Raw genomic sequence first — 22,043 nt, forward strand, 5'->3', positions numbered from 1 at the left:
GTTCACCGGCCACGTGAATGACACCAACACAGGGCTGGTGCAGATGCAGCAGCGCTACTATGATCCTGTGGCGGGGCGGTTCTTGAGCATTGATCAGGTAATGACTGATGCAAACAGTGGTTCAAGCTTCAACCGCTATGTCTACACAGATAACAGCCCTTACAAATACGTTGATCCTGATGGACGTGAAATTGTTGCTGCAGTACCAAGTGAACGAACGAAGCTCGCCGGGTACTTGAACAGCAAGGCCTCCGGGAGTTTTAAATTTGATAAGAACGGACAATTGATGCAAACTTCAGGAAGCGGCAAAGGTAAATCTTCCTATTTTTCAGAACAACTTGCAAAGGGAATTGCTAGTCCAGAAAGGATTACATTAGAAATCTCGTCTTACGTTACTGCCAATGGTCTTAAAGGTGTTGACTGGGACTTTGGTGGGGGCGTGACAATGAAGAACGCTGGAAGTAACGAGGTTAGAGTTGTGATTTCCGGGAATCCCAACAACAATCTGACTGACACAAATGGAAAACCGCTCACCGATAATCCAGCCGATATCTTGGTACATGAAATTGTTGGTCATGCATTGCCGTTAATTGGGATTAGCGATACCGGAAACGCTGTCGATAATGAGAATAAAGTTCGTGCGCAGAATGGAAATGGAGCTCAGCGCGCGCCAGAACCGAATCACGCGGAGAAATAATGGTTATTTTATTAAAACGAAGGATGTTCGCTATTGCATTGGGCATAATGCCGTTGCTTGCGGAAGCGAATCAATTGCGGGTGATGGCTCTTGATGAAAAGGTGGCAAAATCAGATATTGTCGTTATCGGAACGGTTGTTGGAATAGATCCTAATGTTGATAGTCGGGAATATATTCCTAAATATGCAGTTGTGAATGTGCTTCAGTCATTAAAAGGTTTGCCTGGCAAAGCCATTAATGTTCAGTATCGTGGCCCAATTGCGGAGGAAGATCCGGTATGTTGTGTTGTTGGCAAAAATTATCTGTTTTTTTTGAAAAAAATTGGCGAGACCAGTTATGTTTCGACAAATCATCGCCTAGGGGTCTATAACCTGACTGATATGAAGTGACGTCAAAAGAACGGTGGAGCAGCGGCGTTTGTTTGGCCGGCACAACCGCTTGCCCCCGAAGGGCTTCGAAGAGCATCGTCTTTCGGTAAGTGATGATTTGATTCGGCAAACAGTGATAAGCATTTGCAGGGTGCGAGCAGTGCAATCGATACTCTGACATTAAGGATGGAACTCCAGAGGCACGTCCGATAGTGAATGCGTACTGGGAAATCGAAGCGAGTTGCCGAGATGGACTCCAGTGATGGGAAGTCGATGCTATAATTGCTGAGTAAAGAGGCAGTGCCGGTAGCCGTAAGGGTAGCAGCGCTGTAAGTGCTTGATTCCAAAAGCGTGCGACGGCCTGCAAAGCCGTCTATGCCGGTTCGATTCCGGCCCTCGCCTCCAAACAAATCAAGCACTTAGCTTGCAAAAAAGCCGGGAACGTCCCGGCTTTTTTGCGTTCCCACCTCCTCAAAACGGAACGAGCCGGAAAGACAGAGACCTGTACTTTCGCGAGAGCCTATTCGATGTCGAACACGAATAGCGCCTGGCGGAGCGAAGCCGGGAGTACCAGACTTATTACCTAGTGCGCTTCACAGAAACAGCGGCAAGCGCCTTCTGCCGGAAGCCGGCTGGGCGTGAGAATGTGTGCATTTTTCCTTTAAGCAGGGGTGATACTCTTGGTTTTTAAGTGTCTGGCGACCCAGCGCGGCGAGGGGAGGTGACACCGTTTGCGCTGCCCTGAAGGATAGATTTCGATTGGTCCAATGATGAGATCGACAGCTCACAGTGAAGAATTTATCAGACTGAATTTCCCGAGGCTGGCGGCGGCATTGGAGTATATGCCGGTCGGGGTTACCATTGTTGACCGCGACTTGTCCATCCGCTTTTGGAATCCGGCCTTTTGCCAGGTGCAGGGCTTTCCCGACGGAGTCATGTATCCCGGCGTCACCATGGCCGATGTGTTTCGCTTCATTGCATTGCGCGGCGACTATGGGCCAGGGGACATCGAAGAGTTGGTGGCCGCTCGTGTCGAGCTTTGCATGAAGTTCACTCCCCATAGCTTCATGCGGACGATGGCCAACGGGTTAAAGCTGAATATCATTGGCCGCCCCATCTACGGTGCGGATGGCGGGATCAACGGCTTCGTTACAATTTACCACGATGTCACGGCAGAGAAGCGCCATGAGGAAGAGCTTGAGGCTAAGAACGAAGAACTGCTAAAAGCCAACGAGCAGGCGCATGCCGCAAGTCTGGCTAAAGGGCATTTCCTGTCCAACATGAGCCACGAGATTCGCACCCCGCTGAACTGCGTCATCGGTATGGCGTACTTGGCACTCAAGACCGATCTCGACCCACGGCAGCGCGACTACCTGGAAAAAATTCGCTTTGCCGGCGAACATTTACTCGGACTTATCGACAACATCCTCGATATTTCGAAAATCGAAGCCGGCAAGATGGACGTTCAGAATGTGGAATTCTGTCTCGACTATGTGATGGAGACGCTGACGACAGTGGTCGCGCCACAGGCCGCTAGCCGAAACCTGAAATTGGTGTTCGATCTCGATCCCGCCTTGCCGAAGTTGCTGGTGGGTGACCCGCTGCGCCTGGGACAGGTACTGATCAACTACACGAACAATGCGATAAAGTTTAGTCAGGAAGGCACAGTAGAAATCCGGGTACGCAAGGAAGTGGCAAGTCCCAGCACATGCCTTCTACGCTTTGAAGTAAAAGACCAGGGCGTTGGTCTGTCGTCGGCGGAAATGGCAAAGCTGTTTGTTTCGTTCCAGCAAGCTGACACCTCGACCACACGGGAATATGGGGGGACTGGACTGGGTTTGGCCATCTGCAAAGAACTGGCCCAGCTGATGGGCGGCGATGTCGGCGTCAACAGCCAGCCGGGAGTCGGGAGCACGTTCTGGTTTACAGCTGAACTTCGGACGCCGCCCAATGCGGCACCGGCGCTCATAGACCAGCTTAGCTTCGCCGCCTCCGAGCTTTTGGAGCGAGGTCCGGCACGGCATGCCAGGGAACTGGAGGCCGTCCGCATTCTGCTGGCCGAGGACAATACCTTCAACCAGCAAATCGCGCAGGAGATTCTGGAAGAGGAAGGCGCCAGGGTTTGCGTTGCGAGCAACGGCGTCGAGGCCTTGGAGCTATTGCGCCATAGCGAATTCGACTGCGTGCTGATGGACCTGCAAATGCCGCAGATGGACGGGCTGGAAGCGACGCGCCGCATTCGCGCCAGCCCGCATCTGGCTCGCCTTCCCGTCCTGGCGATGACGGCCACCGCCACAACCGAAGCACGGATGCGATGCATTGACGCAGGCATGAACGACTTCATTTCGAAGCCCGTCCAGCCGGCATTGATGTGCCAGATCATCGCGAACTGGCTGCCGCAACGCGCGCTGCAGACGGCCCCACGCAAGGATGAGTCGCACGCGCCATCCGTGGACCCGGCATTCGGCGGCGACCCGGCAGTGATCGATTTGTCGGTGCTTGCGGCTCTTTTTGGGAATGACCCGCACAGCGTTCGTAAGTTCGCCATCAAATTCTTGCAAAGCGCGAGAGACGGTGTTGGCGAGATGGAGGCCGCATTGGTTCGCGGCGAGGTCGAACTGCTGCGCCAACTGGGGCACCGGATCAAATCGGCTGCGCGAACTGTTGGCGCCTTTGGCATGGCGGACCTTTGCCACGAGCTGGAGCTGCTACCTCGGGAAGAGGCGAGCGTTGAACTTGCAAGTGCCCGCCGGATCGTAATTCAGCTGCGGAAATTGCTGGAAAAGGTGGCGCTCGAGGCGCTGCATGGATCTAATTGTGCCGTTGGTGACGGGGGGTGACACGACTCGCTAGGGTTGGACGTCAGTATGGCCGGCTCCGCGATCGAGCGTTTGCTGGGGAGACTAAACGGCAGCTTTGCGTATAAATCCATCTAAAAGGCGAAGTGCTGCGCGTTCGCATGTTCTACCTCACGATCCAATAAGGTCGTGAGTTTTTCCAGGGTTAAGAGGGCTAAGTTATTGGAATCAATGATGAGTGAAGAAATTAGGCCCTACGGTACCGCTGAAACTTTATGGATGGTTTTTTCGCTACTGTTACTGGATCCCACGCGGCAGGTTGAAACATTGGGCGGGCTTCCGAACAACGGAAATAACAACGCGCTTTCCTTGAGAGAGAATGCAGCTGTTAATCTCATCGGCACGATCCAAGATTTTTACGGCGGGTGCATTTGGGAATTTGAACCATGCCCGATTGCTCTTGAACTATTTGAACTGGTTGATTCGCTGGATAAGGCAATCGTATGAAAGTTTTATTGGTGGCGACGATTGGAAGCAATTGCGATTTCTGGCCAAGTCGGTGCTCATGGAAGCCGGACTCGATCCCTGGCCAGTCCCGTCCCGGATCGATTTCCGCGATTATAGGGAAATTGTGACCGAAGAAGATATGCGAGGCATGCGCGCTGACCATTCCCCTCGATAGGAATGATCGGGGTGATGAGCTCCCAACAACGACGAAAGGCGCAGATACCGAGGGCGGATTCCAAATTGAAGTGGAAGCGTCGTCGCGCAGTATTGGAGTAGACGCACTGCCGCTCCCTGGCCTCGTTCCAATCCAAGAAGCGTCGCTGCAGCCATGGATCGTATGAGGCTGCTGAGTTGCAAGTCATCGCTGTTGAAGGCGGTGCTATAATTGCTGCTGGAGTACGGAGGACGGTAGCCCGTAAGGTGGCTGGGCTGTACGTGGCTGATTCTAAAGATCGCGAACGGCCTGCAAAGCCGTCTATGCCGGTTCGATTCCGGCCCTCGCCTCCAGTAGTAAAGAAAAATCCCCGCTTAGCCGGGGATTTTTCTTTTTCCGCTTCGATTTTTGTGCAAACAGCATTTTGGTGAAATAGTCATGGAAAAGCCGGTAAAAACTCCTGGAGAAGCAATCAAGTTGGTCGTGGCAGCCTGGCGCCTGGCCGGCCCCTTCTTTGCCAGCATCGAAGTCTGGATGATGGTGCTGGTGTCCGCCGCCACGGTTGGCGGGATTTTCCTGGCCGCCATGGGCGATGTGCGCAGCTTGGTGGCGATCGGTTTTGCGCTTGGCTACTTGGTGCTGCGCCCGGTTCTGCATATCAAAGGCATCCTTAGCTGGCCCTTCCTCTAAAGCGCACTCGCTTTCACCCAAGAAAAGCCGCTGACCCCAGTGGCTTTTTTGCTTTTTATGCTGATCGAGATGATTGTGTGCGACCGGCTGGTTTGGGCATGCGTTTCTCCGCAGATGCTTGATCCGGCGGCCATATGCCTCGCTTACGCTCGACATCCTGCTCGGAGGTATTACACGAACCGCCAGGGCGAAGCGGCAACCGTTCGAGGATTATCCCAGATGGTGGCCACGGAACCGGCGTTCCATCGTTGCGGATATCGAAAAAGCCGGGATTTCCCGGCTTTTTTACATCTGGCCGCGGTCAGTTGCGTTTGTATTGCCTGGCGAACTGGAAGATGTGTTCCCAGGTGTCGGGAAAATCGGCGGGAACGCGGCGGTTGTACATGTAGATGGCGCCGGCGATTGCCTGCAGGCGCGCTTCGAACGGCAGTTGCAGGCCAGGGTCGAAATCGAGGGAGGTGAAGCCGGCGCGGGCGGTATCCGGATTGATTTCGTGCAGGTCGCAGTCCCGGTTGTGGAAATAGATGCCCACGCTGATGCGCGGCTGGCTGGCGCGCGTGCTGCTGCGGCCTCCCCAGTGCAGCACATGGGTATTCCAGCCCAGCGCGGCGCCGGCGGGGACGGGCAGCGCGCGGATGTTCTGCCAGTCGTTCAGGTCAAGTTCCTTCTGCTCGCCTTCGGCCCCCAGGCTACGGTCCAGATGCTGGGGCAGCACATACATGCAGGCGTTGAGGGGACTGACATCGGTCAGGGGCAGCCAGACATTGAGCAGGCGCGGGCGACCGTCGGTGCCGATGGCTTGCGGCGTCTCCAGGTCGCGGTGCGGTCCCCAGCCGCTGGCATTGTCCTGCGGCGCCACGTGCCAGGCCCAGATATCGGTGGGCATCATCTGATAGCGTTCGCCGAGCAGCTCGCGCAGGACCGGGTCGAGCGGGGCGAACATCTGCCAGAAGGCGTCATAGACCATGCAGAAGATTGGCGGGATGCCGCGTTGTACCAGTCCGCTGATGGCCTGCGCCAGCCTGCCCGCATGGCTGCGCGGGATGATGGGCACGGTCTGGAAATAGCCTTCGGCGATGGTGTCGGCCGCATGGCGCCGGGCTTCGACCAGGCCGGGCAGGGTGGTCGGAGCCGTCCTGGCCAGCGGCGCCACGCTGATCGGAAGGTCGGGGTTCAAGTCCAGCCAGAAGGAGAGCTGGCCGGCGCGGGCCAGCGGCGAGGGAAGGGATGCCTGTGATTGTTGTTCTGCGAAGTCCATATGCTCGTCTCAAGTGGGAACGCCGGCAAGCGCTGACAGGGCCGCGCAAATGCGCCCGGCACCAGGCCTGGCAATAGGTGGCTGCCGCGGCGGCGCCGGTTCCGCCCGCAACTTGCCGTGGATATGGAACGCTGGCAGGGTTCGCTGCCACTCAGTGTTGGGCGCCTGAGCCCTACACCACATCAACCATCGCGCAAGCTGCGCAATTTGAAGGAGTTTGAAATGCTGCCATTGATCGCTGCTAATCTCGCCCGTGCCGTTCTGCCGGAAGTTGCCAATATCGCTGCCAAAGCCCTGGGTGGCGGCTCGCAGTCCCAACCCCAGAATCCTGCGAACGACATCGTTTAAGGAGGGTGCTTGCGGCCGCCAAGGCCGCAAGCGGGAAAAGGGCCGGATCGCTTGCGGTGGATCCGGCCCTGGTCTTTTGTGCGCTGCCTTGTTAACCGCCTTGCAGATCCAGCCCGGATTCTTCCAGGCCCTTGCCCTTGGCCTTTTCCAGTTTGGCGACGCTGACGCCCAGCATGCCCGCCAATTGCTTCATCTCTTCCGGCGAAATAGTGCCGTCCTGGAGTTTCTTCAGCAGGCGGCGCAGGTCGTCCTCCTCATCGCCGCCGCCCCCGCCGCTCTTCTCCGCTTGCTGCGATTTGATGCGCGAGGCCAGTTCCTGGCCGATGGCTTCGCGCTGGGCGGGGCTTAGCGATTCCTTGCCCAGCATGTTGACCAGTTCGTCATTGGATTTGCTTTTCAGGCTGTCCTTGAAGCTTGCAAATGCTGGCGGAGCGAAGTTGGGGCCGCCGACCGTTGGGAATTTAAAGCTCATGTCCGATCCTTTGGTGGTTGAAGTTTTTCGCGCATGTCCGATACATAACGCACCGATAGGTTGCAGATTCACGGCGAACGGTTCCCGCGGAACCGGGATTCGATTAAATGTCGGTGCCGGTGGAACTGCGGGCGCGCCGGCCTCCACATATCGATACCGTCGCAACGCAACAGCGTAAGGCGGCAACTTCAACCACAACTTAGGAGGTCATTATGGGACTCACCGCAATCGCATCGGGTATCGGCTCGGCTATGGGCATCATCGATCAGGAAGCGGCAGCTGCTGCGAAAGAAGCGCTGAACGCCGACGCCATCAAGCTGAAGCTGCAGAAGGCAGGCCAGGACAACGCACTGTCCCTGATCTAAGCGCCTTCAAATCCGCTTCGCATTGAGGCGGAGAGGTGGAGGCTGCCGCCTCCACCTCGTTGGCATCGCCGCAAGGAGAACAAGATGAGCAGTTATCAGAACGGTATGTTCGGTGCGTCGCAGGCGCGCCCGGGCCAGTCCATGGACAAGACCACGTCCATGCCTTTGGGGCAGGCCGCCCAGCAGGGGGCCGCACAAGCCATGGAGTTCCAGTTGTGGGTGTCGCAGCAGGGCACCTCGCTGGCCAAGCTGAAGGTCTTCAACGCCATGGCCAAGACCATCAACGATCAGCAATAGGAGCTTCCATGTCCGGCTCAAAATTACGTTCGGCGCGCAGCAGCAGTGATTACGACCGCCGCCAGATGGAGGAAGTCGCCTCCGCCAAGAGCGATGTCAATAACGTCGCGGTGTTCACCAAATTGATCAAAAAGGCGGAAGACATCGCGCAGTCGGCACTGTAGGCGCGCATTCACTATTCGACGAAGGAAAAAGCATGTCAGCCACGTTTACCACCACCACGACCACGATTACCACCAACTTCAAAGACCTTCCAGCGGGCTTTGTCGACCCTATTCGCCGAGGCGGCACGCAGTACGGCACGGAGGTGAGCGACATCCAGTACGGCCGCTCGCCGCGCGGCCATGGCGCGCCGGAATCGCTGGCCGACATCCTCGAACAAATGGGCCTGCCGTCCTGGCTCAAGGGGGCGTTCGCGAACCTGACGATCGACGGCGGCGCCGAGGGCGATGATGGCAGCGGGCTGCCATCCGGGTCCAGCGCCGCCAAGACCATCAACTCCTTCCAGAAAGACAACAACATCCGCTATCTGTCGGACAAGCAGCTAAGCCAGATGGCCGAAACGGGCTACTTCACGGACAAGCATGGGAAGTCCACGCCTGTGCCGGACGAAGTGCGCCTGGCGGCGAAAAAAATGATGGCCAATGGCGGTGAGCTGTTCAGAAAGCTCGAATCGGCCACGAACGGCAAGCATGACGGCCAGCTCAGTAAGGGCGACTACACCAACGCGGTCAAGGACGGCACGATCCTGCCCAACGGCGGCTGTCGCAGTCCGCAGCGCACGCGCGGCCTGACGCTCGAGGACTTCCTGAACGCCATCATGAACGGCAATATCTCGTCGAACCGGCCGAGCGAATACGACACCGCCAAGACCATCAACGATTTCCAGAAGGATCACGGCATCAACCTGCTGTCGATCACGCAGCTGGAACAAATGGCCGAAACCGGGTACTGCCAGGACAAGGACGGCAAATTCATCCAGGTGCCCGATGAAGTCCGGGACGCGGCGCGTGAGATGCAGGCAAACGATTGGGAGCTGTTCCGCCGGCTCGAAAGCGCCACGGACGGCGAGCTTGACGGACAACTGGGCATCGGCGATTTCAATGAAGCGCTCAAGGATGGTTCGATCAGCCGGGACGGCGGGTATCGCACACAGCAGCCCGAATACGACTGGGACCAGGGCGGCTACGACGGACTGCCTTCCCGCGCCGATGCGGCCAATACCATGAAGAACTTCCAGAAGGATAAGGATATCGACCTGCTCGATATCGGCCAGGTGCAGCAGATGGCGCATACCGGCTATTACACGGACAAGCATGGCAAGACCCACCCGGTGCCGGACGACGTGCAGCAGGCGGCCCGCAAGATGCTGGCCAATGGCAGCGAATTGTTCAAGCAGCTGGAGTCCGCCACCAACGGCAAGCATGACGGCAAACTTAGCCTGGGCGACTACGGCGAAGCGGTCAAGGACGGTACCATCCCGGCGATCGGGCGCGACCCATGGCCGGATCGCCGCTACATCAGAAAGCCGGACGATGTGACGCCGGTAGGCTACGGGCAGGCCTCCGCGCCATGGGCGACGCGCACCATGCGCGATTTCCAGGCGCAGCATCACATCCGTTTCCTGGACAGCGACCAGGTCCACCAGATGGCGGCAACCGGCTACTTTACCGGCCCGGACGGCAAAACCATCCAGGTGCCGGACGATGTGCGCCATGCGGCCCGGCGCATGCTGGCCAATAACAGCGAGCTATTCAAATCGCTGGAATCGGCCACCAACGGTGAGCGCGACGGCCACCTGAGCCTGGGCGATTACCGCAACGCCGGCAAAGAGCGCATCCTCCGCGCCTAATTCCGCAGCAGGATAGTCCGGGCATGCGGCAACGCTGCATGCCCGTCTTCGCGACCGACAAGGAGTTCACCATGGCAGCCGATTCGAACAGCGATCCGCATGCGCGCGACCGCGACTGCGCCGCGCTCGGCGAGGGCTTCAACTGGCACCGGATCCGGCGCCTTTCCCGTAAAGACTGACAGCCGGAGGGGCGATGAATCAGTTTGAGAACAAGCTAGAACGCGTGCACGAACCGGCGCACCTGAATTTCGCTTGCGTGCTGGCGGGCGTGGAGCCGGTGCCGCTGGAGCGGCCCTTCAATTACCTGGCGCTGGGTTGCCGCCAGGGCCCGCAGATCGCAGCACTCGAGCAGCGCTATCCGAACGGCCGCTTCTACACATCCGATATCGCCCTGGCTCCCGGCACCAAACTGCCGCCCATGGACTTTATCGTCCTGCACACGGCCTACAGCTGGCTGGATCGGACCAGCCGCGATCATGTCGCCGACCTGTGCAAACGCTATTTGAAACCGGGCGGCCTGGCCTACATCGGCTACAACGCCTTGCCCGGCTGTAGCAGTGTGCTGCCTTTGCAGCGGCTGGTGCGCGAGCAGGCCAGGCTGCATGGCGGCGATCCGGCGCGGCAATTGGCCCAGGCGGGGCTGCAACTTGAACAGCTGCGCCGCGCCGGCGCCGCTTATCTGGCCGATAACGACAGCCCGGCGATGCGCCGGCAGCTGGCGCAGATCGGCAATGCAGGCTGCGGAGCCGGCCATGAATTTACCGAGCCGCACTGGCAAGCCCTGCACCATGCGGACGTGGCACGCGCATTCGCCGATGCCAAGCTGGATTACGTGGCGTCGGCGGACTTTTGCTGGAGCGATCCCGATCGCTACCTGGCGCCGGCGCAGCGCACGCTGCTGGCGGCGCAAACCATACCGGTCCTGCGCGAGACTGTGCACGATGTCCTGGTGGATGCTTCGTTCCGGCGCGATGTCTATGTGCGGGGTGTGCGCCGTATGCATCCCCAGCGCCAGGCGGAATGGCTTGGCGCATGCCGCCTCGCATCGAGCGTGGCAGGACCGTTGTTCCCGCATTGCCCGGCCAGCGGGGTAGCGCTGGACGAAGCCTTGGCCATTCCTGTCCTGGAGTTGCTGGCCGAGGGGCCGCAGCCCGTCGCCGCGTTGACGCAACTGGCGGCAGTGCGGGGCAAAAGCCTGCTGGAAATCGCGCGGTTGGCAGGATTGCTGGTCGATTCCGGCCAGATCTCGATCTGCCCGCCGCAGGCCGCCGCGGCCGAGCGCCGCAATCCGCCAGCAGGCAGGCATCGCAGCCCGGTGCGCGGCGCCATGCAGGTGGGCGTGGAATTGGGCGCCGTATTGGCCAAATGTCTGCCCCGTCATTTCAGCGTGCCGGGTATCGGCAACAAAGGAGCGCAGGCATGAACTGGAACGACGGCTATGTGGCGGATCTCGATTATCCGGCGGCGTACTTCGCCGAACAAAGTCCCAGCCACCTGAACATCGCCTGCATCCTGAACGGCGTCGAGCCGTTGCCGGTGGACCGCCCCTTCACCTATTTTGAGCTGGGAGCGGGTATGGGCCTGACCTCGAATGTGCTGGCGGCAAGCCACCCTCAGGGTTCCTTCTATTCCAACGATTTCAACCCCGCCCATGTGGCAAGCGCACGCCAGCTGGCCGACGAGGCGCAACTGGCGAACATGACGGTCCTGGAGTGCAGTTTCGCCGACCTGGCGCAGGGCAAGGCCGACCTGCCGCCGCTCGACTACATCACCATGTACGGTGTGTACAGCTGGATCACGCCCGCCAATCGCCAATGCGTGGTGGCGTTCATCAAGCGTTACCTGAAGCCCGGCGGCGTCGTCTACGTCAACTACAATGCCTTGCCCGGCTGGACCCGCACCTTGCCTTTGCAGCAGCTCCTGCTCGAACATGCTTCCTGCAATCCGGTACCCCGGGTGCGGCAACTGGAACAGGCGCGCGATCTGGCGCAGGAACTGGCAAAGTCGGGCGCCGCGTTTTTCGACGGGAACAAGCAACTGGAGCACCGGATGGCGTCCCTGTCGGGCGATAAGGCAGGTTATCTGGCACACGAATACCTGAACAGCGGCTGGGAGCCGCTGTATCACGCGGACGTGGCGGACGAGTTGGCGGATGCCGGACTTGCATTTATCGGACCGGCCGACCTGTCGGGCGCCTTCGAAGGCGATTACCTGACAGTGCCGCAGCAGGAACTCCTGGCCGGCATCGACGATCCACGCTGGCGCGAAACAATGCGCGATTACCTGCTCAACACCAGCTTCAGGGAGGACGTGTACATACGCGGCCCCCGCCGTATGAGCGCGGCGCGCCAGGCCGCATGGCTGGCCAGGCTGGGAGTGACCCTGACCTCGGTGGCCGATGCCGTCGTAGCGCCGGAGGGGGCGAACGGGGCCGACGCCCCGGCCATGCGGCAGCTGCTCGATGCCCTGGCCAGCGGGCCGAAGACCTTCGCCGGACTGGCCAGTCTTACGGGATCGAGCCTGCAGGCGGTTGCCCGCCTTGCTGCACGCCTTAGCGCTGCGGGGCACGCGGCATGCTACTTCCTGGGCAGCGAGACGGCGGACGCTGCGCCGGCCAGGCGGCTTAACCGGGCCATCGCGGCGCAATCGACCCTGGGCGACCATTACCAGGCGCTGGCTTCGCCGAAATTGGGCGGCGGCCTGCGTTCCGGGTTGGCGCAGCGCCTTGTCTACCAATGCCTGGCGCAGGCGCCGGCCGGTGCGCAGCCCGAGGCGGGCGACATCAGCAAGCGGGTGGAATCGCTGATGCTGGGTCATTTTGCGTCCTGTGCTCCCGACAGTCCCGCCGCAGCGGCGCTGCACGCCATGCGCGCAGCGTTGCCCCGTACCGTGGCGGCCATCCTGGCCCAGCGGCTGCCCATCTGGCGCTCCCTGCGCATGATGTGAGAGGCGGCCCCTGTCGCGCGCACCCCGCCATCCGGGGCTGCTAGAATACGCCGGCGATGGGTCGGCGTCGGGCCCGGAGCGGCATCCAGCCTGGTCGCGCGACGTTATGGGGCCTGTACCGTGCAAGCCGAAGAATCAGAAAACCGCGAACTCGATGGTTCCAGCCATGCGGCCAAAGCGCTGCTGGCGGAACTATGCGCCCTCAGCGGCCAAGTAGCCGCGTCCCCTCCTGTCCTGGAGCTGCAGTTTGGTGCTGTGCTGACGCACACTGCGGTGGAAGATGGCCCCGGCGGCCCCTGCCTCAGTATTTCGGCCCGCTTGCCGGCCCAGCGCGGCGAAGGCTACGCCGCACCTGCATGGCAAGGCGAGGGGATTCGTTTCGGCGGGCTCGATTGCATGTGGCACGCCGACGAGGGCTGCCATATCGCAGTACGCAGGATCGCACTGGCTCGCCTGGGCGATGAACGCAGCCTGATGGACGCCATCCTCGAAACGGCCGATATGGCCCAGGCCTGGCATGGCAGTATGGCGCTCGACCAGCCGCCGGCCTGTTGATCCTTCACTCGCGGCCGCATTGGCGGCGCGCCGCCGCGCGCACCCGGGAGACGCGCGAGCGCACGGTGCCGATCGGGATGTCGAGTTCCCGCGCCGCTTCCTCGTAGCTCATTTCCCCATCCAGCACGGCCTCGAAGGTGTTCCGGATAGCTTCCGGCAATTCGCCCAGCAGGGTATCCACCAGTCCCGCCATCTGGCGCAACTCGCACTGCAAGGCCGGATCGGCGTGGACGTCGACGATCTGTTCCAGATAGCTGTCGTCGGTTTCTTCGTAACGGTCGGCGCAGTTGCGGCGGACCTGGTTGCGCGCCAGGTTCAGGGCGATGCCGAACAGCCAGGTGGAAGGCTTGGACAGCCCTGAAAACTGGTCGGCGCAGCGCAGTGCTTCCACAAAGGTGTTCTGGACGACGTCCTCCGCGTCGCCGTGATTGCCAACGTAGCGCTGGACAAAGCGCAACAGGTGCGTGCGGTGCTTTTCGTATAGCTGCACCAGGTCGATTGCGGTAGGCGGCGCCTGGTGCAAGGTGTAGATCCTGGCGCTGGCAAGGACCGGCACCACCGCAGTGTGCTCGGCGCTTTGGACTTCGGTGGCAGCGAACATGGTTTGCAACATGAGGTTCTCCCACTGTACTGAATTGTTTCGAAGGGGCGGGGCGCCTTATGCAATGGGCGCCCCGGCTTGTGTAGGTGAAAGATATCAGGCGATCTTCGCCGTGTCGGACTTCCGTGAACATTGATGAGACTTTGAAAAATGTTGAGGAAAGACGCCGCCATTTGATGCCGCGATTGCGGAACCGCGGCGCCTGCCGTCGCCACTGATGCCGCATGAACAGCGTACAAATATCCCCACTCGGTGCCGCCGTGCTGGAATTGCCGGGGCAACTGGCCAAGCCCGGTATGCCGGCGCTTCCCGGCCCGCGCACGGCGCCGCTATCGGTCGACTTGAAGCCGACCGAGGCGATCGACGCCGAGGCGGGCGTCAAGGATCTGGCCGTGCAGCACAAGGGGCTGGCGCAGCGCCGGGTGCATTCGCTTGCCCGCCAGGCCCCGCCGCGCCGCGAACGCTCGCGCAGCCAGCAGGGCGGCAAGGCGGCCCAGGTGGGGCGCCCGGGGCAGGCGGACGAGGAGCTGGAAGGCTGGCATCCCGTACAAAGCGTGCTTGGCTTGCTGCGAGAAGACAGCAGCCGCCAGGGCCGGGCTGCGGCCGAAGCGATGCTGACCGAGCGCTTCGACATGGTCCAGAGCTACAACGCCTTGCTGGAGGCGGTGCGCGAGGCGGACGACTTGGACGGCATGAGCGCCCATAAGAAGCGTGCGCTGAAAGGCGCGCTCAATGAAATGATGAGCGACATGATGCAACGCCGCCCGGACGAGCTGCGGCAGTCCTTGCAGGAGGTGGGTGCGCTGCACGACGCCATGGAAACCATGGCCGATGGCGCGCTGCCTGCGACGCAGGAGCTGCGTTCGCTGGCCGGCGCCAGTGCCAGGGGCCGCGTCGACGCGCCGTTGACGCCGTTGGCCATGCTCAAGGCCCTGATACGAAACTTCGGCGCCGGACATTGCGTGTCGGCCATGGAAAGCCTGCGCTCGCGCATGATGGCGGAACTTTGAGAGGAGGGCGGCATGGGAGTGGATGTGCGGCGAAACCCGGAGCGCAATATGGGGCGCTACTGGCTGACGATGTCCGACGCCAGGACCTTCACTGTCGTGAGGTCCGCTTTCGACATTGCCGATGCATTGCGGCGCGACCTGGCCGACCAGGCAAGGTTGGTGGCGTCGGCGGCGGTGCCGGAGCTGGCGGTCCAGCTCCTGACGGCCGCGGATGCCGGCTGGGGCAAGGGCATGGCGGCCGAACTGATGGCGCAACTGGTGGACCTGAGGCCTGTGGGGGCCGCTGCGCGCGGCAAGGCGTGGGCGCTGCTGCACAAGGCCGTCGACGGGCTGCCCGTGTCTGTCTGGTCGGCGGACAAGCTCGGCGCGCGGCGCGAGCTTCTCGACGAGCTGCAGCGGCAGGCCCTGGCCGCGCGCGCCGAACTGGCGCCTTTGCCCGATAAGGCGGAAAAGCAGGAGCAACAATGGCGCGACAGCTTTGCCGCGCGGGGCAGAGGAGGACGGCCATGAGTGCGGCGATAAACGAGCTGTATGCGCATCTCTCGGCGCAGGCGAAGCTCCACCGTGCGGTCGCCAATGCGGTGCTGGCGGACGGCGCGCGCCTGTTCGCCTATCCGCTGGAGCGCGGCGTCCTGCTGGCGCTGGGGGCCGCTCCTGGAAAATACCTGCGAGCGGAAATGCTGCTGCGCCGGCGCGGTGCCGACCTGCGCCGCTTCGGCGCCTGGCTGCCGTCCTTGTTCAACGACGGCAGCTGGTACCTGGTGCGGCGCTGCGCCGACAGCGAAGCGCAGGGCCTGGATGAAGCGGAATGGCTGGCGGCCGAGGAGTTGCTGCGGTGATCAATACACGCCTGAACGATGCCGCCAGTCTGGGCCTGCATGGCTTGGCCGATGCCGGAGAAATCCACAGCCTGGCGCCGACCCTGCCGACGCCGAAGACGCGGCCCCTGCTGCATCCGGCCGAGGAAGCGCTCTCGCTGCCACCGCCGGCGCTGGGCACCGATCCCAAACTGATGATGCTGGGGCAGGCCGTGGGCCCGGCCTTGAGCTTCGATAACCCGGTCTGGCGCGGTAATCCCGTGCCTGCCTTGCGCGGCCTGCAGAAGATGCTGATAGACCAGGCGCTCAATCATCCCCTGGAAGAACGCGGCCCCAGCCTGCGCGCGGTCAAGGTCGTGGAGCGGGCGGTACAACTGCGGCTGCGCTGGCAGCAGATGCGGCGCAGCGACGCCGAACCGGATCGTGCACTTCAGGCGGAGGGAGGCAGGGATGAAGCAGTCCAGGCATGAGGCGGCGATGACCGCGGAACTGAGTGCCGCCATCGGGCTGGTGTGGGGCCATATCGGCGCCATGCAGCACGAAGAGGCGTATGCGCTGTCGAGCGCCTGCCTGGAGCTTTGGCCCGGCGAACGGCATTTGCGGCTGCTGGCCGTGTACGCGGGAGCGGAACTGGGACATGCGGCCGACCTGGCCTCGCTGCGGCAGGAGTTCGGCGAACAGCCCTGCCTTGATCTGATGGCACGCCGCCAGCCGGCATAAGGAAAGCACAGCATGCAATCGATGGCCATAGTACTTGTATTGAACGGGATCGCTGCCAAGCTGGCCAAGCGCGCGGAGTTGTTCGCGGCGGGCCTGGTGATCGGCATTGTCTTCATGCTGGCCTTGCCGATGCCGGTATGGCTGCTGGACATCCTCATTGCCTGCAGCCTGGGGGCGTCGGCGCTGATCGTCATTGTGGCCATGTATATGCCGGGACCGACGGCGTTTTCGACCTTTCCCGCGGTGCTGCTGCTGACCACCCTGTTCCGCCTGGCGATCTCGGTATCGACCACGCGCCTGATCCTGCTGGAAGCCGATGCGGGCCACATCGTTGAAACCTTCGGCAACTTTGTCGTGGGCGGCAATCTGGTTGTGGGGCTGGTGATCTTCCTGATACTGACGGTGGTCCAGTTCATCGTCATCACCAAGGGCTCGGAACGGGTGTCGGAAGTGTCGGCCCGTTTTTCGCTCGATGCGATGCCGGGCAAGCAGATGTCGATCGACAGCGACCTGCGGGCGGGTATCCTGACGGCGGAAGAGGCCAAGGAAAAGCGCGCGAAGCTGGGACAGGAGAGCCAGCTGCACGGGGCCATGGACGGCGCCATGAAATTCGTCAAGGGCGACGCCATTGCCGGCATCTGCATCGTGGCGATCAACCTGGTGGGCGGCATCTCGATCGGCATCGTACAGCGCGGCATGGACGCTTCGCAGGCGATGCAGGTGTATTCCATCCTCACCATCGGCGACGCCCTGATCGCGCAGATACCGGCGCTGCTGATTTCCCTCGGCGCCGGCATGATCACCACGCGCGTGACCGGGGAGGACGGCGATGGCGAGGAAAGCAATATCGGCCAGGACATCGTCGGGGAATTATTCAAGGAGCCGAAGGCCTTACTGACCACGGCGGCCATCATGCTGCTGTTCAGCGCGATTCCCGGCATGCCTTCGCTGGTTTTCCTCACGCTGGCCCTTGGTTTGGCGGGAGGCGGCGTCATGGGCATGCTGAAACCCTTGGCCGACGCGGAAAACGAAAGGGCGGCCCAGGAAAAGGAGCGGCAGAACGCCAGCATCGTCGATCTGACCAATTTTTCCGCCACCACGCCCTTCATCCTGCGCATGCCGGAGGCGATGCGCGATACGCCGGAAGCGGAGACCATACGGGTGGCGGTGCGCGTCATGCGCAACGGCATGCTGGAGCGGCGCGGCATTCCCGACCTGAAACCCATCGAGTTTGAGTTCCACCAATCCGTTCCCGAGGGGCGCGTGCACTTCCTGATGGCGGAGGTGCCCCTGGTGGACGAGGAAATCCGCCTGGGCTGGGGTTCGAGCCAGGAAGCGCCGGGCCGCCTGCAGGAGCTGGGCTTCACCGCCGTCGAAGCGCCGATTGCCGGCTCGCGGCGCAAGCGGACCTGGGTCCGCATCGACGATGAGGCGGCGCTGGCCGATGCGGGCGTGCAGTACCAGCGCTGGGAGGTCGTCTGCGCCGCCGATATCGAAGTGGAGATGCTGCGCAACTGCCAGATGTTCGTTGGCGTCAATGAGGTGATTCGCTTCACGCGCTGGGCCGAGCGGCGCTATCCGGAGCTGGGCAAGGAAGTCAACAAGACCTTGACCCTGCCGCGCCTGACCGAGGTGGTGCAGCGCCTGACGCGCGAGGGCGTTTCGCTACGCAATGCGCGGCTGCTGCTGGAAACCACACTGGATTGGGCGCCGAAGGAAAGGGATCCCGACGTGATCGCCGATTACGTCCGTCTGGCCCTAAAGCGGCAACTGTGTTTCGAGGTGGCCCGCAACGGTTTGATCGAAGTGATCCTGCTGTCGCCCGAACTGGAGGACCTGCTGCGCAATGCGATGCGCCAGACCAGCCAGGGCAGCTATCTCGACATCGATGCCGAGACCGAGCAGATGATCCTGGACCGGCTGGGGGAATTGTCGAAGAGCGTGAGCTCGCCGGTGGCGCCGCCTGTGCTGGTGACGGCGGCCGACATCCGCCGCTCGGTGCGTAAGCTGATCGAGGAGGAGTTTTATTCGGTACCGGTGTTCGCCTTTTCCGAGCTGACCCAGCACCTGAAGATCCAGCCGGTGGGCATGATCGAGGCCTAGGCGGGTGGAACCGGGCGGCCCCGCCATGCCACTTACGGCAACAGGATGATGGAGGCGGACAATGGACGGACAAGCCGGATTGGAATTGCGGATATTGAGCGGGCTGCATCGCGGCGCCAGCCTGGCGCTGGGCGGTGAGCATTATGTGATCGGCGCCAGCGACGACGCGGATGTGGTGCTGCTGGATCCCGGCGTGGCCGGGCGCCATGCCATCCTGCGCCATGACGGCCAGGATTGGCTGGTTGCGGCCATGGAGGGCAGTGTGCGCGGCGCCGCGTCGGACCAGGCGCTGGAAGAGTGCCTCCTGCCGGCAGGCGGATGCCTGCGCATTGGCGCGGTGTGGATCTGCATCGCGCCCCCGGACGCGCCCTGGAACGAGCCGCCGCCGCTGCCACTCGCCGATGCCGGCGCGGACCAGGCGCTGCGCGACGTCCCAGCGAAAAGCGTTCAGGCGCAGCCCGCCGGGCCCAGGAAGCGGCGCGGCCGCGCCATGCTGCTGCCTCTGGCGGCGGGCACCGTGCTGGCGGGCGCCGCTTCGCTGGCGTTCAGTGCCCGGCCGGCGCCCGATCCTGTGCTGCCGCCGGCGCCGATAGCGCAGGCGGCCGTTCCAGCTGCGCCCACGCCGGCGGCCCTGGCCCAGGCTTTCCGCAAGCGTCTGGCCGACGTGGACATGCTGCGCCGCTTCGACCTGCAGCTCGACGAAGGCGCGTGGCGCTTGAAAGGCGCCCTGGACGAGGATGAAGCGCTGCGCTTTCGCCGCATCCTGGCCGACTTCATGAAAACCAACCATATTGAATTTCCCGTCGACGTGGAACTTGGCGGCGCCGACAGCCTGCTGCCTTTCCAAATCCAGCAGCTGGTCACCGGCAACCAGGCCAGCATCGTGACCACGGACGGGCAGCGTCTCTATCCAGGCGATGAGTATAAAGGCGTGCGCCTGACCGCCATCGACGGCAATCGCATCACCTTCAGCGGGCGCGAGCCGATCGAGGTGCGCTGGTGATGGCGCGCGAATTGGAGGCCAGCATGCAGGCGATGCGGGCCGCCATGCCAGGGTGGCGCGCGCAACTGCCCGCCAGCCCCGGGTTTTCCAGCCGGGGCAAGGTGGCGCAGGTGCTGGGTACCCTGATCGAGGCGCATATGCCGCCGGTGCGGATCGGCGAGCTTTGCCACCTGCACGACCAGCGCCAAGGCGGGGCGCCGATGTTGGCCGAAGTGGTGGGATTCACCGAGCGCTGTGCCGTGCTGTCTGCCCTGAGCCCATTGGAGGGGGTTTCCAGCGGCACCATCATTGAACCGCTGCGGCGCGCGCACATGATCGAGGCGGGCGACCACCTGTTCGGCAGCGTGCTGGACGGCTTTGGACGCCAGATGTTTCGCGCACCTGCCGCCCGTGACGTGGCCGGAACGTGGCGCGTCACGGTCCCGGTGATCCGCGACGCGCCGCAGGCGGTGGACCGGCCGCGCATCGTCACACCGCTGGCCACGGGGGTGCGCGCCATCGACGGCATGCTGACCATGGGGTTGGGCCAGCGCATCGGGGTATTTGCCGGACCTGGATGCGGCAAGACCACGCTGATGGCGGCCATCGCGCGCGGCTGCGAAGCCGAAGCGATCGTGTTCGGCCTGATCGGGGAGCGGGGCCGCGAGCTCAATGAATTCCTGGAGCACGAGCTGGACGAAGAACTGGTGCGCAAGACCGTCATCGTCTGCGCCACTTCCGACCGCACGTCGATGGAGCGGGCGCGCGCCGCCTTCACCGCGACGGCGATTGCGGAGGCCTTCCGTGCACGCGGCAAGAAAGTCCTGCTGCTGGTCGATTCGCTGACCCGCTTTGCGCGCGCCCAGCGGGAAATCGGCTTGGCCGCCGGCGAACCGCCGGCCCGCGGCGGCTTCACCCCGTCCGTCTATACCATGCTGCCGCGCCTGATCGAGCGCGCGGGCAGCACGCCGGACGGCGCCATCACGGCCATGTACACCGTGCTGGTGGACGGCGAATCGGCGTCGGACCCGATCGGCGACGAGGCCAAGTCCCTGCTGGACGGGCATATCCTGCTGACGCGCAAGCTGGCCGAGCAAGGCCATTACCCCGCCATCGATGTCCTGGCGAGCATCAGCCGCGTGATGAGCAATGTGACCACGCGCGAGCATCGGGCGGCGGCCGGGCAGTTCCGCGAACTGCTGTCGCGCTACCAGGAGATGGAGCTGCTGATACGACTGGGCGAATACCAGCCGGGCGCCGATCCGGTGGCCGATCGTGCCATGCAGTTGCGCCCCGCGCAGCTCGAATTCCTGCGCCAGTACACGGGCAGCGGCACCGGCACCCCGTTCCAGGAAACCCTGGATACCTTGATGGCGATGCAGGCATGAGGCGCGCCAGGCGTGAGGTGGCCGATGTGGCCGAGCCAAAGCGGCCCGATCGCAGCCTGGACCAGTTGCTGCACGTACGCAAGCAAAGACTGGGACGGCTGGAGCGCGAACGCGCCAGTGCCCGCGACAGCTGGCGCAGCAGCCGCCAGGCGCTGCACGGCTTCAAGCTGCGCAGGCGCGAGGCGGTGCGGCAGGCGGCTGAATTCTGGCAGGAGTCGCGCGCGCGTTTCCTGCAAATGACGATCACCAGCGGCCAGTTCCACCTGGCCAAGGAGCGCCATGCGCGCATGAAGGAAGAAGCGGCATCGCTGTATTTGCGCTGCCAGGAAGCGGTGCGCGAATGCCGCATGGCCGGTGCACGCTACTTCGAGGCGCGGGCGGAAGCACGGCGCGCCCAGCGACAGCAGGAAAAACTCGGCATCATGCGCGATGAGTTGCGCGCCCTGGCCTTGCGGGCGGAGGCCGGATGAACCGATTGCCTCCCATGCTTCCAGGGCGCTGGCTGGACGATCTGCTCCCCACCAGGTCCAACCCGCGACCATGGAGCCACGCCGCGTGGCGCGCTCCCGGCAGCGTTCCAGCCCAGGCTTCCCCGGCGCATCCGTCGCCACGGCAAGCCCGCATGCAGGGGAAGCCGGCCCCGCCTTCCCAGCCAGATACTGCCGCAAGCCGCAGCGGGCCCGCGCCTGCGCGCGAGCAGCCGGAGGCCTGGCGCGATGGCTGGCGCCCGGGAGAGGACGATTCGGGTGGTGGCCAACACGGTGGCGAAGGCGAATCGGGGCAAGGTGAAGAGGGCCCGGCGGCGGCCGGAGGCGCGCCGGCAAGCTGCGACACCTGCGAAGCGCAGGAGGTCGCTGCGCTGCTGCCGGCCGGCGACTGCAGCGGCATCTTTGAAGTACGCCTGCCCAATGGACAGGTCATGGGGGTAGCTGTGGACAGCGGCCCCGCATCCGTCAGCTACCACCTGAAACCGGCAGGCAGGGAATTGGCCGGACGCTTGCGCGGCCAGCAAAGGGAACTAACAGCCCATCTGGAACGACGTATAGGAAAGGATGTGATCCTGACGATACTGTAAGCGGGGGACCGGAATGGCTGGAACAGAAATACCGCCTGC

At 62.6% G+C, this 22,043-nt stretch carries 27 protein-coding genes and 1 tRNA gene; 25 read left to right on the plus strand and 3 right to left on the minus strand.

Annotation, left to right across the window (positions count from 1 at the left end; translation table 11 throughout):
* From H597_RS33790 to H597_RS0103690, 6 genes are all read left to right on the plus strand, one after another.
* On the plus strand, positions 1-697 hold a 697-nt coding region (locus H597_RS33790; protein ID WP_161630566.1), incomplete at its 5' end, for an RHS repeat-associated core domain-containing protein.
* Positions 697-1,086 (plus strand): hypothetical protein, encoded by a 390-nt coding sequence (locus H597_RS34625; RefSeq protein WP_154667934.1) that lies wholly within the window; start codon positions 697-699, stop codon positions 1,084-1,086. The genes H597_RS33790 and H597_RS34625, both read left to right, overlap by 1 nt.
* A gap of 746 nt (positions 1,087-1,832) precedes the next feature.
* Positions 1,833-3,905 (plus strand): response regulator, encoded by a 2,073-nt coding sequence (locus H597_RS29585; RefSeq protein ID WP_051293503.1) that lies wholly within the window; start codon positions 1,833-1,835, stop codon positions 3,903-3,905.
* A gap of 189 nt (positions 3,906-4,094) precedes the next feature.
* The gene (locus H597_RS34630) at positions 4,095-4,370 is read left to right on the plus strand and encodes a hypothetical protein (protein ID WP_154667935.1); all 276 of its coding nucleotides are present in this window, start codon (positions 4,095-4,097) and stop codon (positions 4,368-4,370) included.
* Positions 4,371-4,797: 427 nt separating this feature from the next.
* Positions 4,798-4,877, plus strand: a tRNA-Cys gene (locus tag H597_RS34635).
* 85 nt (positions 4,878-4,962) lie between these two features.
* Entirely contained in the window at positions 4,963-5,214 is a 252-nt protein-coding gene (locus H597_RS0103690; RefSeq protein ID WP_028100948.1) for a hypothetical protein, read from the plus strand.
* 301 nt (positions 5,215-5,515) lie between these two features.
* On the opposite strand, the gene H597_RS33065 is transcribed toward H597_RS0103690, so the two are convergent.
* Positions 5,516-6,472: a phytanoyl-CoA dioxygenase family protein gene (locus H597_RS33065; RefSeq protein ID WP_051293504.1), complete on the minus strand. Its 957-nt coding sequence runs from the start codon at positions 6,470-6,472 to the stop codon at positions 5,516-5,518.
* A 123-nt stretch (positions 6,473-6,595) separates the two neighbouring features.
* Between H597_RS33065 and H597_RS34640 the strand changes: the two genes are divergently transcribed.
* A complete protein-coding gene (locus H597_RS34640) occupies positions 6,596-6,820 on the plus strand; it encodes a hypothetical protein (protein WP_154667936.1) in 225 nt (74 codons plus the stop codon).
* A 91-nt stretch (positions 6,821-6,911) separates the two neighbouring features.
* On the opposite strand, the gene H597_RS0103705 is transcribed toward H597_RS34640, so the two are convergent.
* On the minus strand, positions 6,912-7,292 hold the full coding sequence (locus H597_RS0103705; protein ID WP_035373080.1) for a hypothetical protein: 381 nt from the start codon (positions 7,290-7,292) through the stop codon (positions 6,912-6,914).
* 212 nt (positions 7,293-7,504) lie between these two features.
* Between H597_RS0103705 and H597_RS35455 the strand changes: the two genes are divergently transcribed.
* From H597_RS35455 to H597_RS0103745, 8 genes are all read left to right on the plus strand, one after another.
* Positions 7,505-7,657, plus strand: coding sequence for a hypothetical protein (locus tag H597_RS35455; protein ID WP_169433284.1), 153 nt, complete (start codon positions 7,505-7,507; stop codon positions 7,655-7,657).
* Between the two features lie 84 nt (positions 7,658-7,741).
* Positions 7,742-7,954 carry a hypothetical protein gene (locus tag H597_RS0103715; RefSeq protein ID WP_028100950.1) on the plus strand — a complete coding sequence of 71 codons (213 nt, stop codon included), beginning with the start codon at positions 7,742-7,744 and terminating at the stop codon, positions 7,952-7,954.
* 8 nt (positions 7,955-7,962) lie between these two features.
* The gene (locus H597_RS34645; RefSeq protein WP_154667937.1) at positions 7,963-8,118 is read left to right on the plus strand and encodes a hypothetical protein; all 156 of its coding nucleotides are present in this window, start codon (positions 7,963-7,965) and stop codon (positions 8,116-8,118) included.
* Positions 8,119-8,150: 32 nt separating this feature from the next.
* A complete protein-coding gene (locus H597_RS0103725; RefSeq protein ID WP_028100951.1) occupies positions 8,151-9,806 on the plus strand; it encodes a hypothetical protein in 1,656 nt (551 codons plus the stop codon).
* Between the two features lie 23 nt (positions 9,807-9,829).
* Positions 9,830-9,985, plus strand: coding sequence for a hypothetical protein (locus H597_RS34650; RefSeq protein ID WP_154667938.1), 156 nt, complete (start codon positions 9,830-9,832; stop codon positions 9,983-9,985).
* 14 nt (positions 9,986-9,999) lie between these two features.
* Positions 10,000-11,229 carry a class I SAM-dependent methyltransferase gene (locus H597_RS29595; RefSeq protein WP_051293505.1) on the plus strand — a complete coding sequence of 410 codons (1,230 nt, stop codon included), beginning with the start codon at positions 10,000-10,002 and terminating at the stop codon, positions 11,227-11,229.
* Entirely contained in the window at positions 11,226-12,752 is a 1,527-nt protein-coding gene (locus tag H597_RS29600) for a methyltransferase regulatory domain-containing protein (protein WP_035373082.1), read from the plus strand. Before H597_RS29595 ends, H597_RS29600 begins: the two co-directional genes overlap by 4 nt.
* 120 nt (positions 12,753-12,872) lie before the next feature.
* Positions 12,873-13,307 carry a hypothetical protein gene (locus H597_RS0103745; protein ID WP_051293506.1) on the plus strand — a complete coding sequence of 145 codons (435 nt, stop codon included), beginning with the start codon at positions 12,873-12,875 and terminating at the stop codon, positions 13,305-13,307.
* A 4-nt stretch (positions 13,308-13,311) separates the two neighbouring features.
* Here H597_RS0103745 and H597_RS29605 read toward each other — a convergent pair whose 3' ends face one another.
* The gene (locus tag H597_RS29605) at positions 13,312-13,920 is read right to left on the minus strand and encodes an RNA polymerase sigma factor (protein WP_229632079.1); all 609 of its coding nucleotides are present in this window, start codon (positions 13,918-13,920) and stop codon (positions 13,312-13,314) included.
* Positions 13,921-14,132: 212 nt separating this feature from the next.
* Here H597_RS29605 and H597_RS0103755 point away from each other — a divergent pair, with 212 nt between their 5' ends.
* The 10 genes from H597_RS0103755 to H597_RS0103800 all read left to right on the plus strand — a co-directional run bounded on the left by H597_RS0103755 (position 14,133) and on the right by H597_RS0103800 (position 22,004).
* Positions 14,133-14,918, plus strand: a complete 786-nt coding sequence (locus H597_RS0103755; protein ID WP_154667939.1) for a hypothetical protein — start codon at positions 14,133-14,135, stop codon at positions 14,916-14,918.
* A gap of 12 nt (positions 14,919-14,930) precedes the next feature.
* Complete coding sequence (locus H597_RS0103760; protein WP_028100954.1) at positions 14,931-15,428, plus strand: hypothetical protein; 498 nt, start codon at positions 14,931-14,933, stop codon at positions 15,426-15,428.
* Positions 15,425-15,757, plus strand: coding sequence for a hypothetical protein (locus tag H597_RS0103765; protein WP_051293507.1), 333 nt, complete (start codon positions 15,425-15,427; stop codon positions 15,755-15,757). The genes H597_RS0103760 and H597_RS0103765 overlap by 4 nt, the downstream gene beginning before the upstream one ends.
* Complete coding sequence (locus tag H597_RS29610; RefSeq protein WP_051293508.1) at positions 15,754-16,206, plus strand: hypothetical protein; 453 nt, start codon at positions 15,754-15,756, stop codon at positions 16,204-16,206. Before H597_RS0103765 ends, H597_RS29610 begins: the two co-directional genes overlap by 4 nt.
* A complete protein-coding gene (locus H597_RS0103775) occupies positions 16,187-16,456 on the plus strand; it encodes a hypothetical protein (RefSeq protein WP_028100956.1) in 270 nt (89 codons plus the stop codon). Before H597_RS29610 ends, H597_RS0103775 begins: the two co-directional genes overlap by 20 nt.
* 12 nt (positions 16,457-16,468) lie before the next feature.
* Positions 16,469-18,559: a type III secretion system export apparatus subunit SctV gene (gene sctV, locus H597_RS0103780; RefSeq protein WP_028100957.1), complete on the plus strand. Its 2,091-nt coding sequence runs from the start codon at positions 16,469-16,471 to the stop codon at positions 18,557-18,559.
* Positions 18,560-18,620: 61 nt separating this feature from the next.
* Entirely contained in the window at positions 18,621-19,562 is a 942-nt protein-coding gene (locus H597_RS0103785; RefSeq protein ID WP_028100958.1) for an FHA domain-containing protein, read from the plus strand.
* Positions 19,562-20,929 (plus strand): FliI/YscN family ATPase, encoded by a 1,368-nt coding sequence (locus H597_RS0103790; protein ID WP_035373083.1) that lies wholly within the window; start codon positions 19,562-19,564, stop codon positions 20,927-20,929. Before H597_RS0103785 ends, H597_RS0103790 begins: the two co-directional genes overlap by 1 nt.
* A complete protein-coding gene (locus tag H597_RS0103795) occupies positions 20,926-21,399 on the plus strand; it encodes a hypothetical protein (RefSeq protein WP_028100960.1) in 474 nt (157 codons plus the stop codon). Before H597_RS0103790 ends, H597_RS0103795 begins: the two co-directional genes overlap by 4 nt.
* The gene (locus H597_RS0103800; RefSeq protein WP_154667940.1) at positions 21,396-22,004 is read left to right on the plus strand and encodes a hypothetical protein; all 609 of its coding nucleotides are present in this window, start codon (positions 21,396-21,398) and stop codon (positions 22,002-22,004) included. The genes H597_RS0103795 and H597_RS0103800 overlap by 4 nt, the downstream gene beginning before the upstream one ends.
* Positions 22,005-22,043 lie beyond the last annotated feature (39 nt).

The sequence above is a fragment of the Pseudoduganella violaceinigra DSM 15887 genome (assembly GCF_000425385.1).
In the GTDB taxonomy this organism is placed as follows: Bacteria; Pseudomonadota; Gammaproteobacteria; order Burkholderiales; family Burkholderiaceae_D; genus Rugamonas; species Rugamonas violaceinigra.

Bases quoted from the DNA above. Each gene is read 5' to 3' on its own strand.
- H597_RS34625 (WP_154667934.1), top strand. From the start codon at position 697: ATGGTTATTTTATTAAAACGAAGGATGTTCGCTATTGCATTGGGCATA.
- H597_RS29585 (WP_051293503.1), top strand. From the start codon at position 1,833: ATGATGAGATCGACAGCTCACAGTGAAGAATTTATCAGACTGAATTTC.
- H597_RS34630 (WP_154667935.1), top strand. From the start codon at position 4,095: ATGATGAGTGAAGAAATTAGGCCCTACGGTACCGCTGAAACTTTATGG.
- H597_RS0103690 (WP_028100948.1), top strand. From the start codon at position 4,963: ATGGAAAAGCCGGTAAAAACTCCTGGAGAAGCAATCAAGTTGGTCGTG.
- H597_RS33065 (WP_051293504.1), bottom strand. From the start codon at position 6,472: ATGGACTTCGCAGAACAACAATCACAGGCATCCCTTCCCTCGCCGCTG.
- H597_RS34640 (WP_154667936.1), top strand. From the start codon at position 6,596: ATGGAACGCTGGCAGGGTTCGCTGCCACTCAGTGTTGGGCGCCTGAGC.
- H597_RS0103705 (WP_035373080.1), bottom strand. From the start codon at position 7,292: ATGAGCTTTAAATTCCCAACGGTCGGCGGCCCCAACTTCGCTCCGCCA.
- H597_RS35455 (WP_169433284.1), top strand. From the start codon at position 7,505: ATGGGACTCACCGCAATCGCATCGGGTATCGGCTCGGCTATGGGCATC.
- H597_RS0103715 (WP_028100950.1), top strand. From the start codon at position 7,742: ATGAGCAGTTATCAGAACGGTATGTTCGGTGCGTCGCAGGCGCGCCCG.
- H597_RS34645 (WP_154667937.1), top strand. From the start codon at position 7,963: ATGTCCGGCTCAAAATTACGTTCGGCGCGCAGCAGCAGTGATTACGAC.
- H597_RS0103725 (WP_028100951.1), top strand. From the start codon at position 8,151: ATGTCAGCCACGTTTACCACCACCACGACCACGATTACCACCAACTTC.
- H597_RS34650 (WP_154667938.1), top strand. From the start codon at position 9,830: ATGCGGCAACGCTGCATGCCCGTCTTCGCGACCGACAAGGAGTTCACC.
- H597_RS29595 (WP_051293505.1), top strand. From the start codon at position 10,000: ATGAATCAGTTTGAGAACAAGCTAGAACGCGTGCACGAACCGGCGCAC.
- H597_RS29600 (WP_035373082.1), top strand. From the start codon at position 11,226: ATGAACTGGAACGACGGCTATGTGGCGGATCTCGATTATCCGGCGGCG.
- H597_RS29605 (WP_229632079.1), bottom strand. From the start codon at position 13,920: ATGTTGCAAACCATGTTCGCTGCCACCGAAGTCCAAAGCGCCGAGCAC.
- H597_RS0103755 (WP_154667939.1), top strand. From the start codon at position 14,133: ATGAACAGCGTACAAATATCCCCACTCGGTGCCGCCGTGCTGGAATTG.
- H597_RS0103760 (WP_028100954.1), top strand. From the start codon at position 14,931: ATGGGAGTGGATGTGCGGCGAAACCCGGAGCGCAATATGGGGCGCTAC.
- H597_RS0103765 (WP_051293507.1), top strand. From the start codon at position 15,425: ATGAGTGCGGCGATAAACGAGCTGTATGCGCATCTCTCGGCGCAGGCG.
- H597_RS0103775 (WP_028100956.1), top strand. From the start codon at position 16,187: ATGAAGCAGTCCAGGCATGAGGCGGCGATGACCGCGGAACTGAGTGCC.
- sctV (WP_028100957.1), top strand. From the start codon at position 16,469: ATGCAATCGATGGCCATAGTACTTGTATTGAACGGGATCGCTGCCAAG.
- H597_RS0103785 (WP_028100958.1), top strand. From the start codon at position 18,621: ATGGACGGACAAGCCGGATTGGAATTGCGGATATTGAGCGGGCTGCAT.
- H597_RS0103790 (WP_035373083.1), top strand. From the start codon at position 19,562: ATGGCGCGCGAATTGGAGGCCAGCATGCAGGCGATGCGGGCCGCCATG.
- H597_RS0103795 (WP_028100960.1), top strand. From the start codon at position 20,926: ATGAGGCGCGCCAGGCGTGAGGTGGCCGATGTGGCCGAGCCAAAGCGG.
- H597_RS0103800 (WP_154667940.1), top strand. From the start codon at position 21,396: ATGAACCGATTGCCTCCCATGCTTCCAGGGCGCTGGCTGGACGATCTG.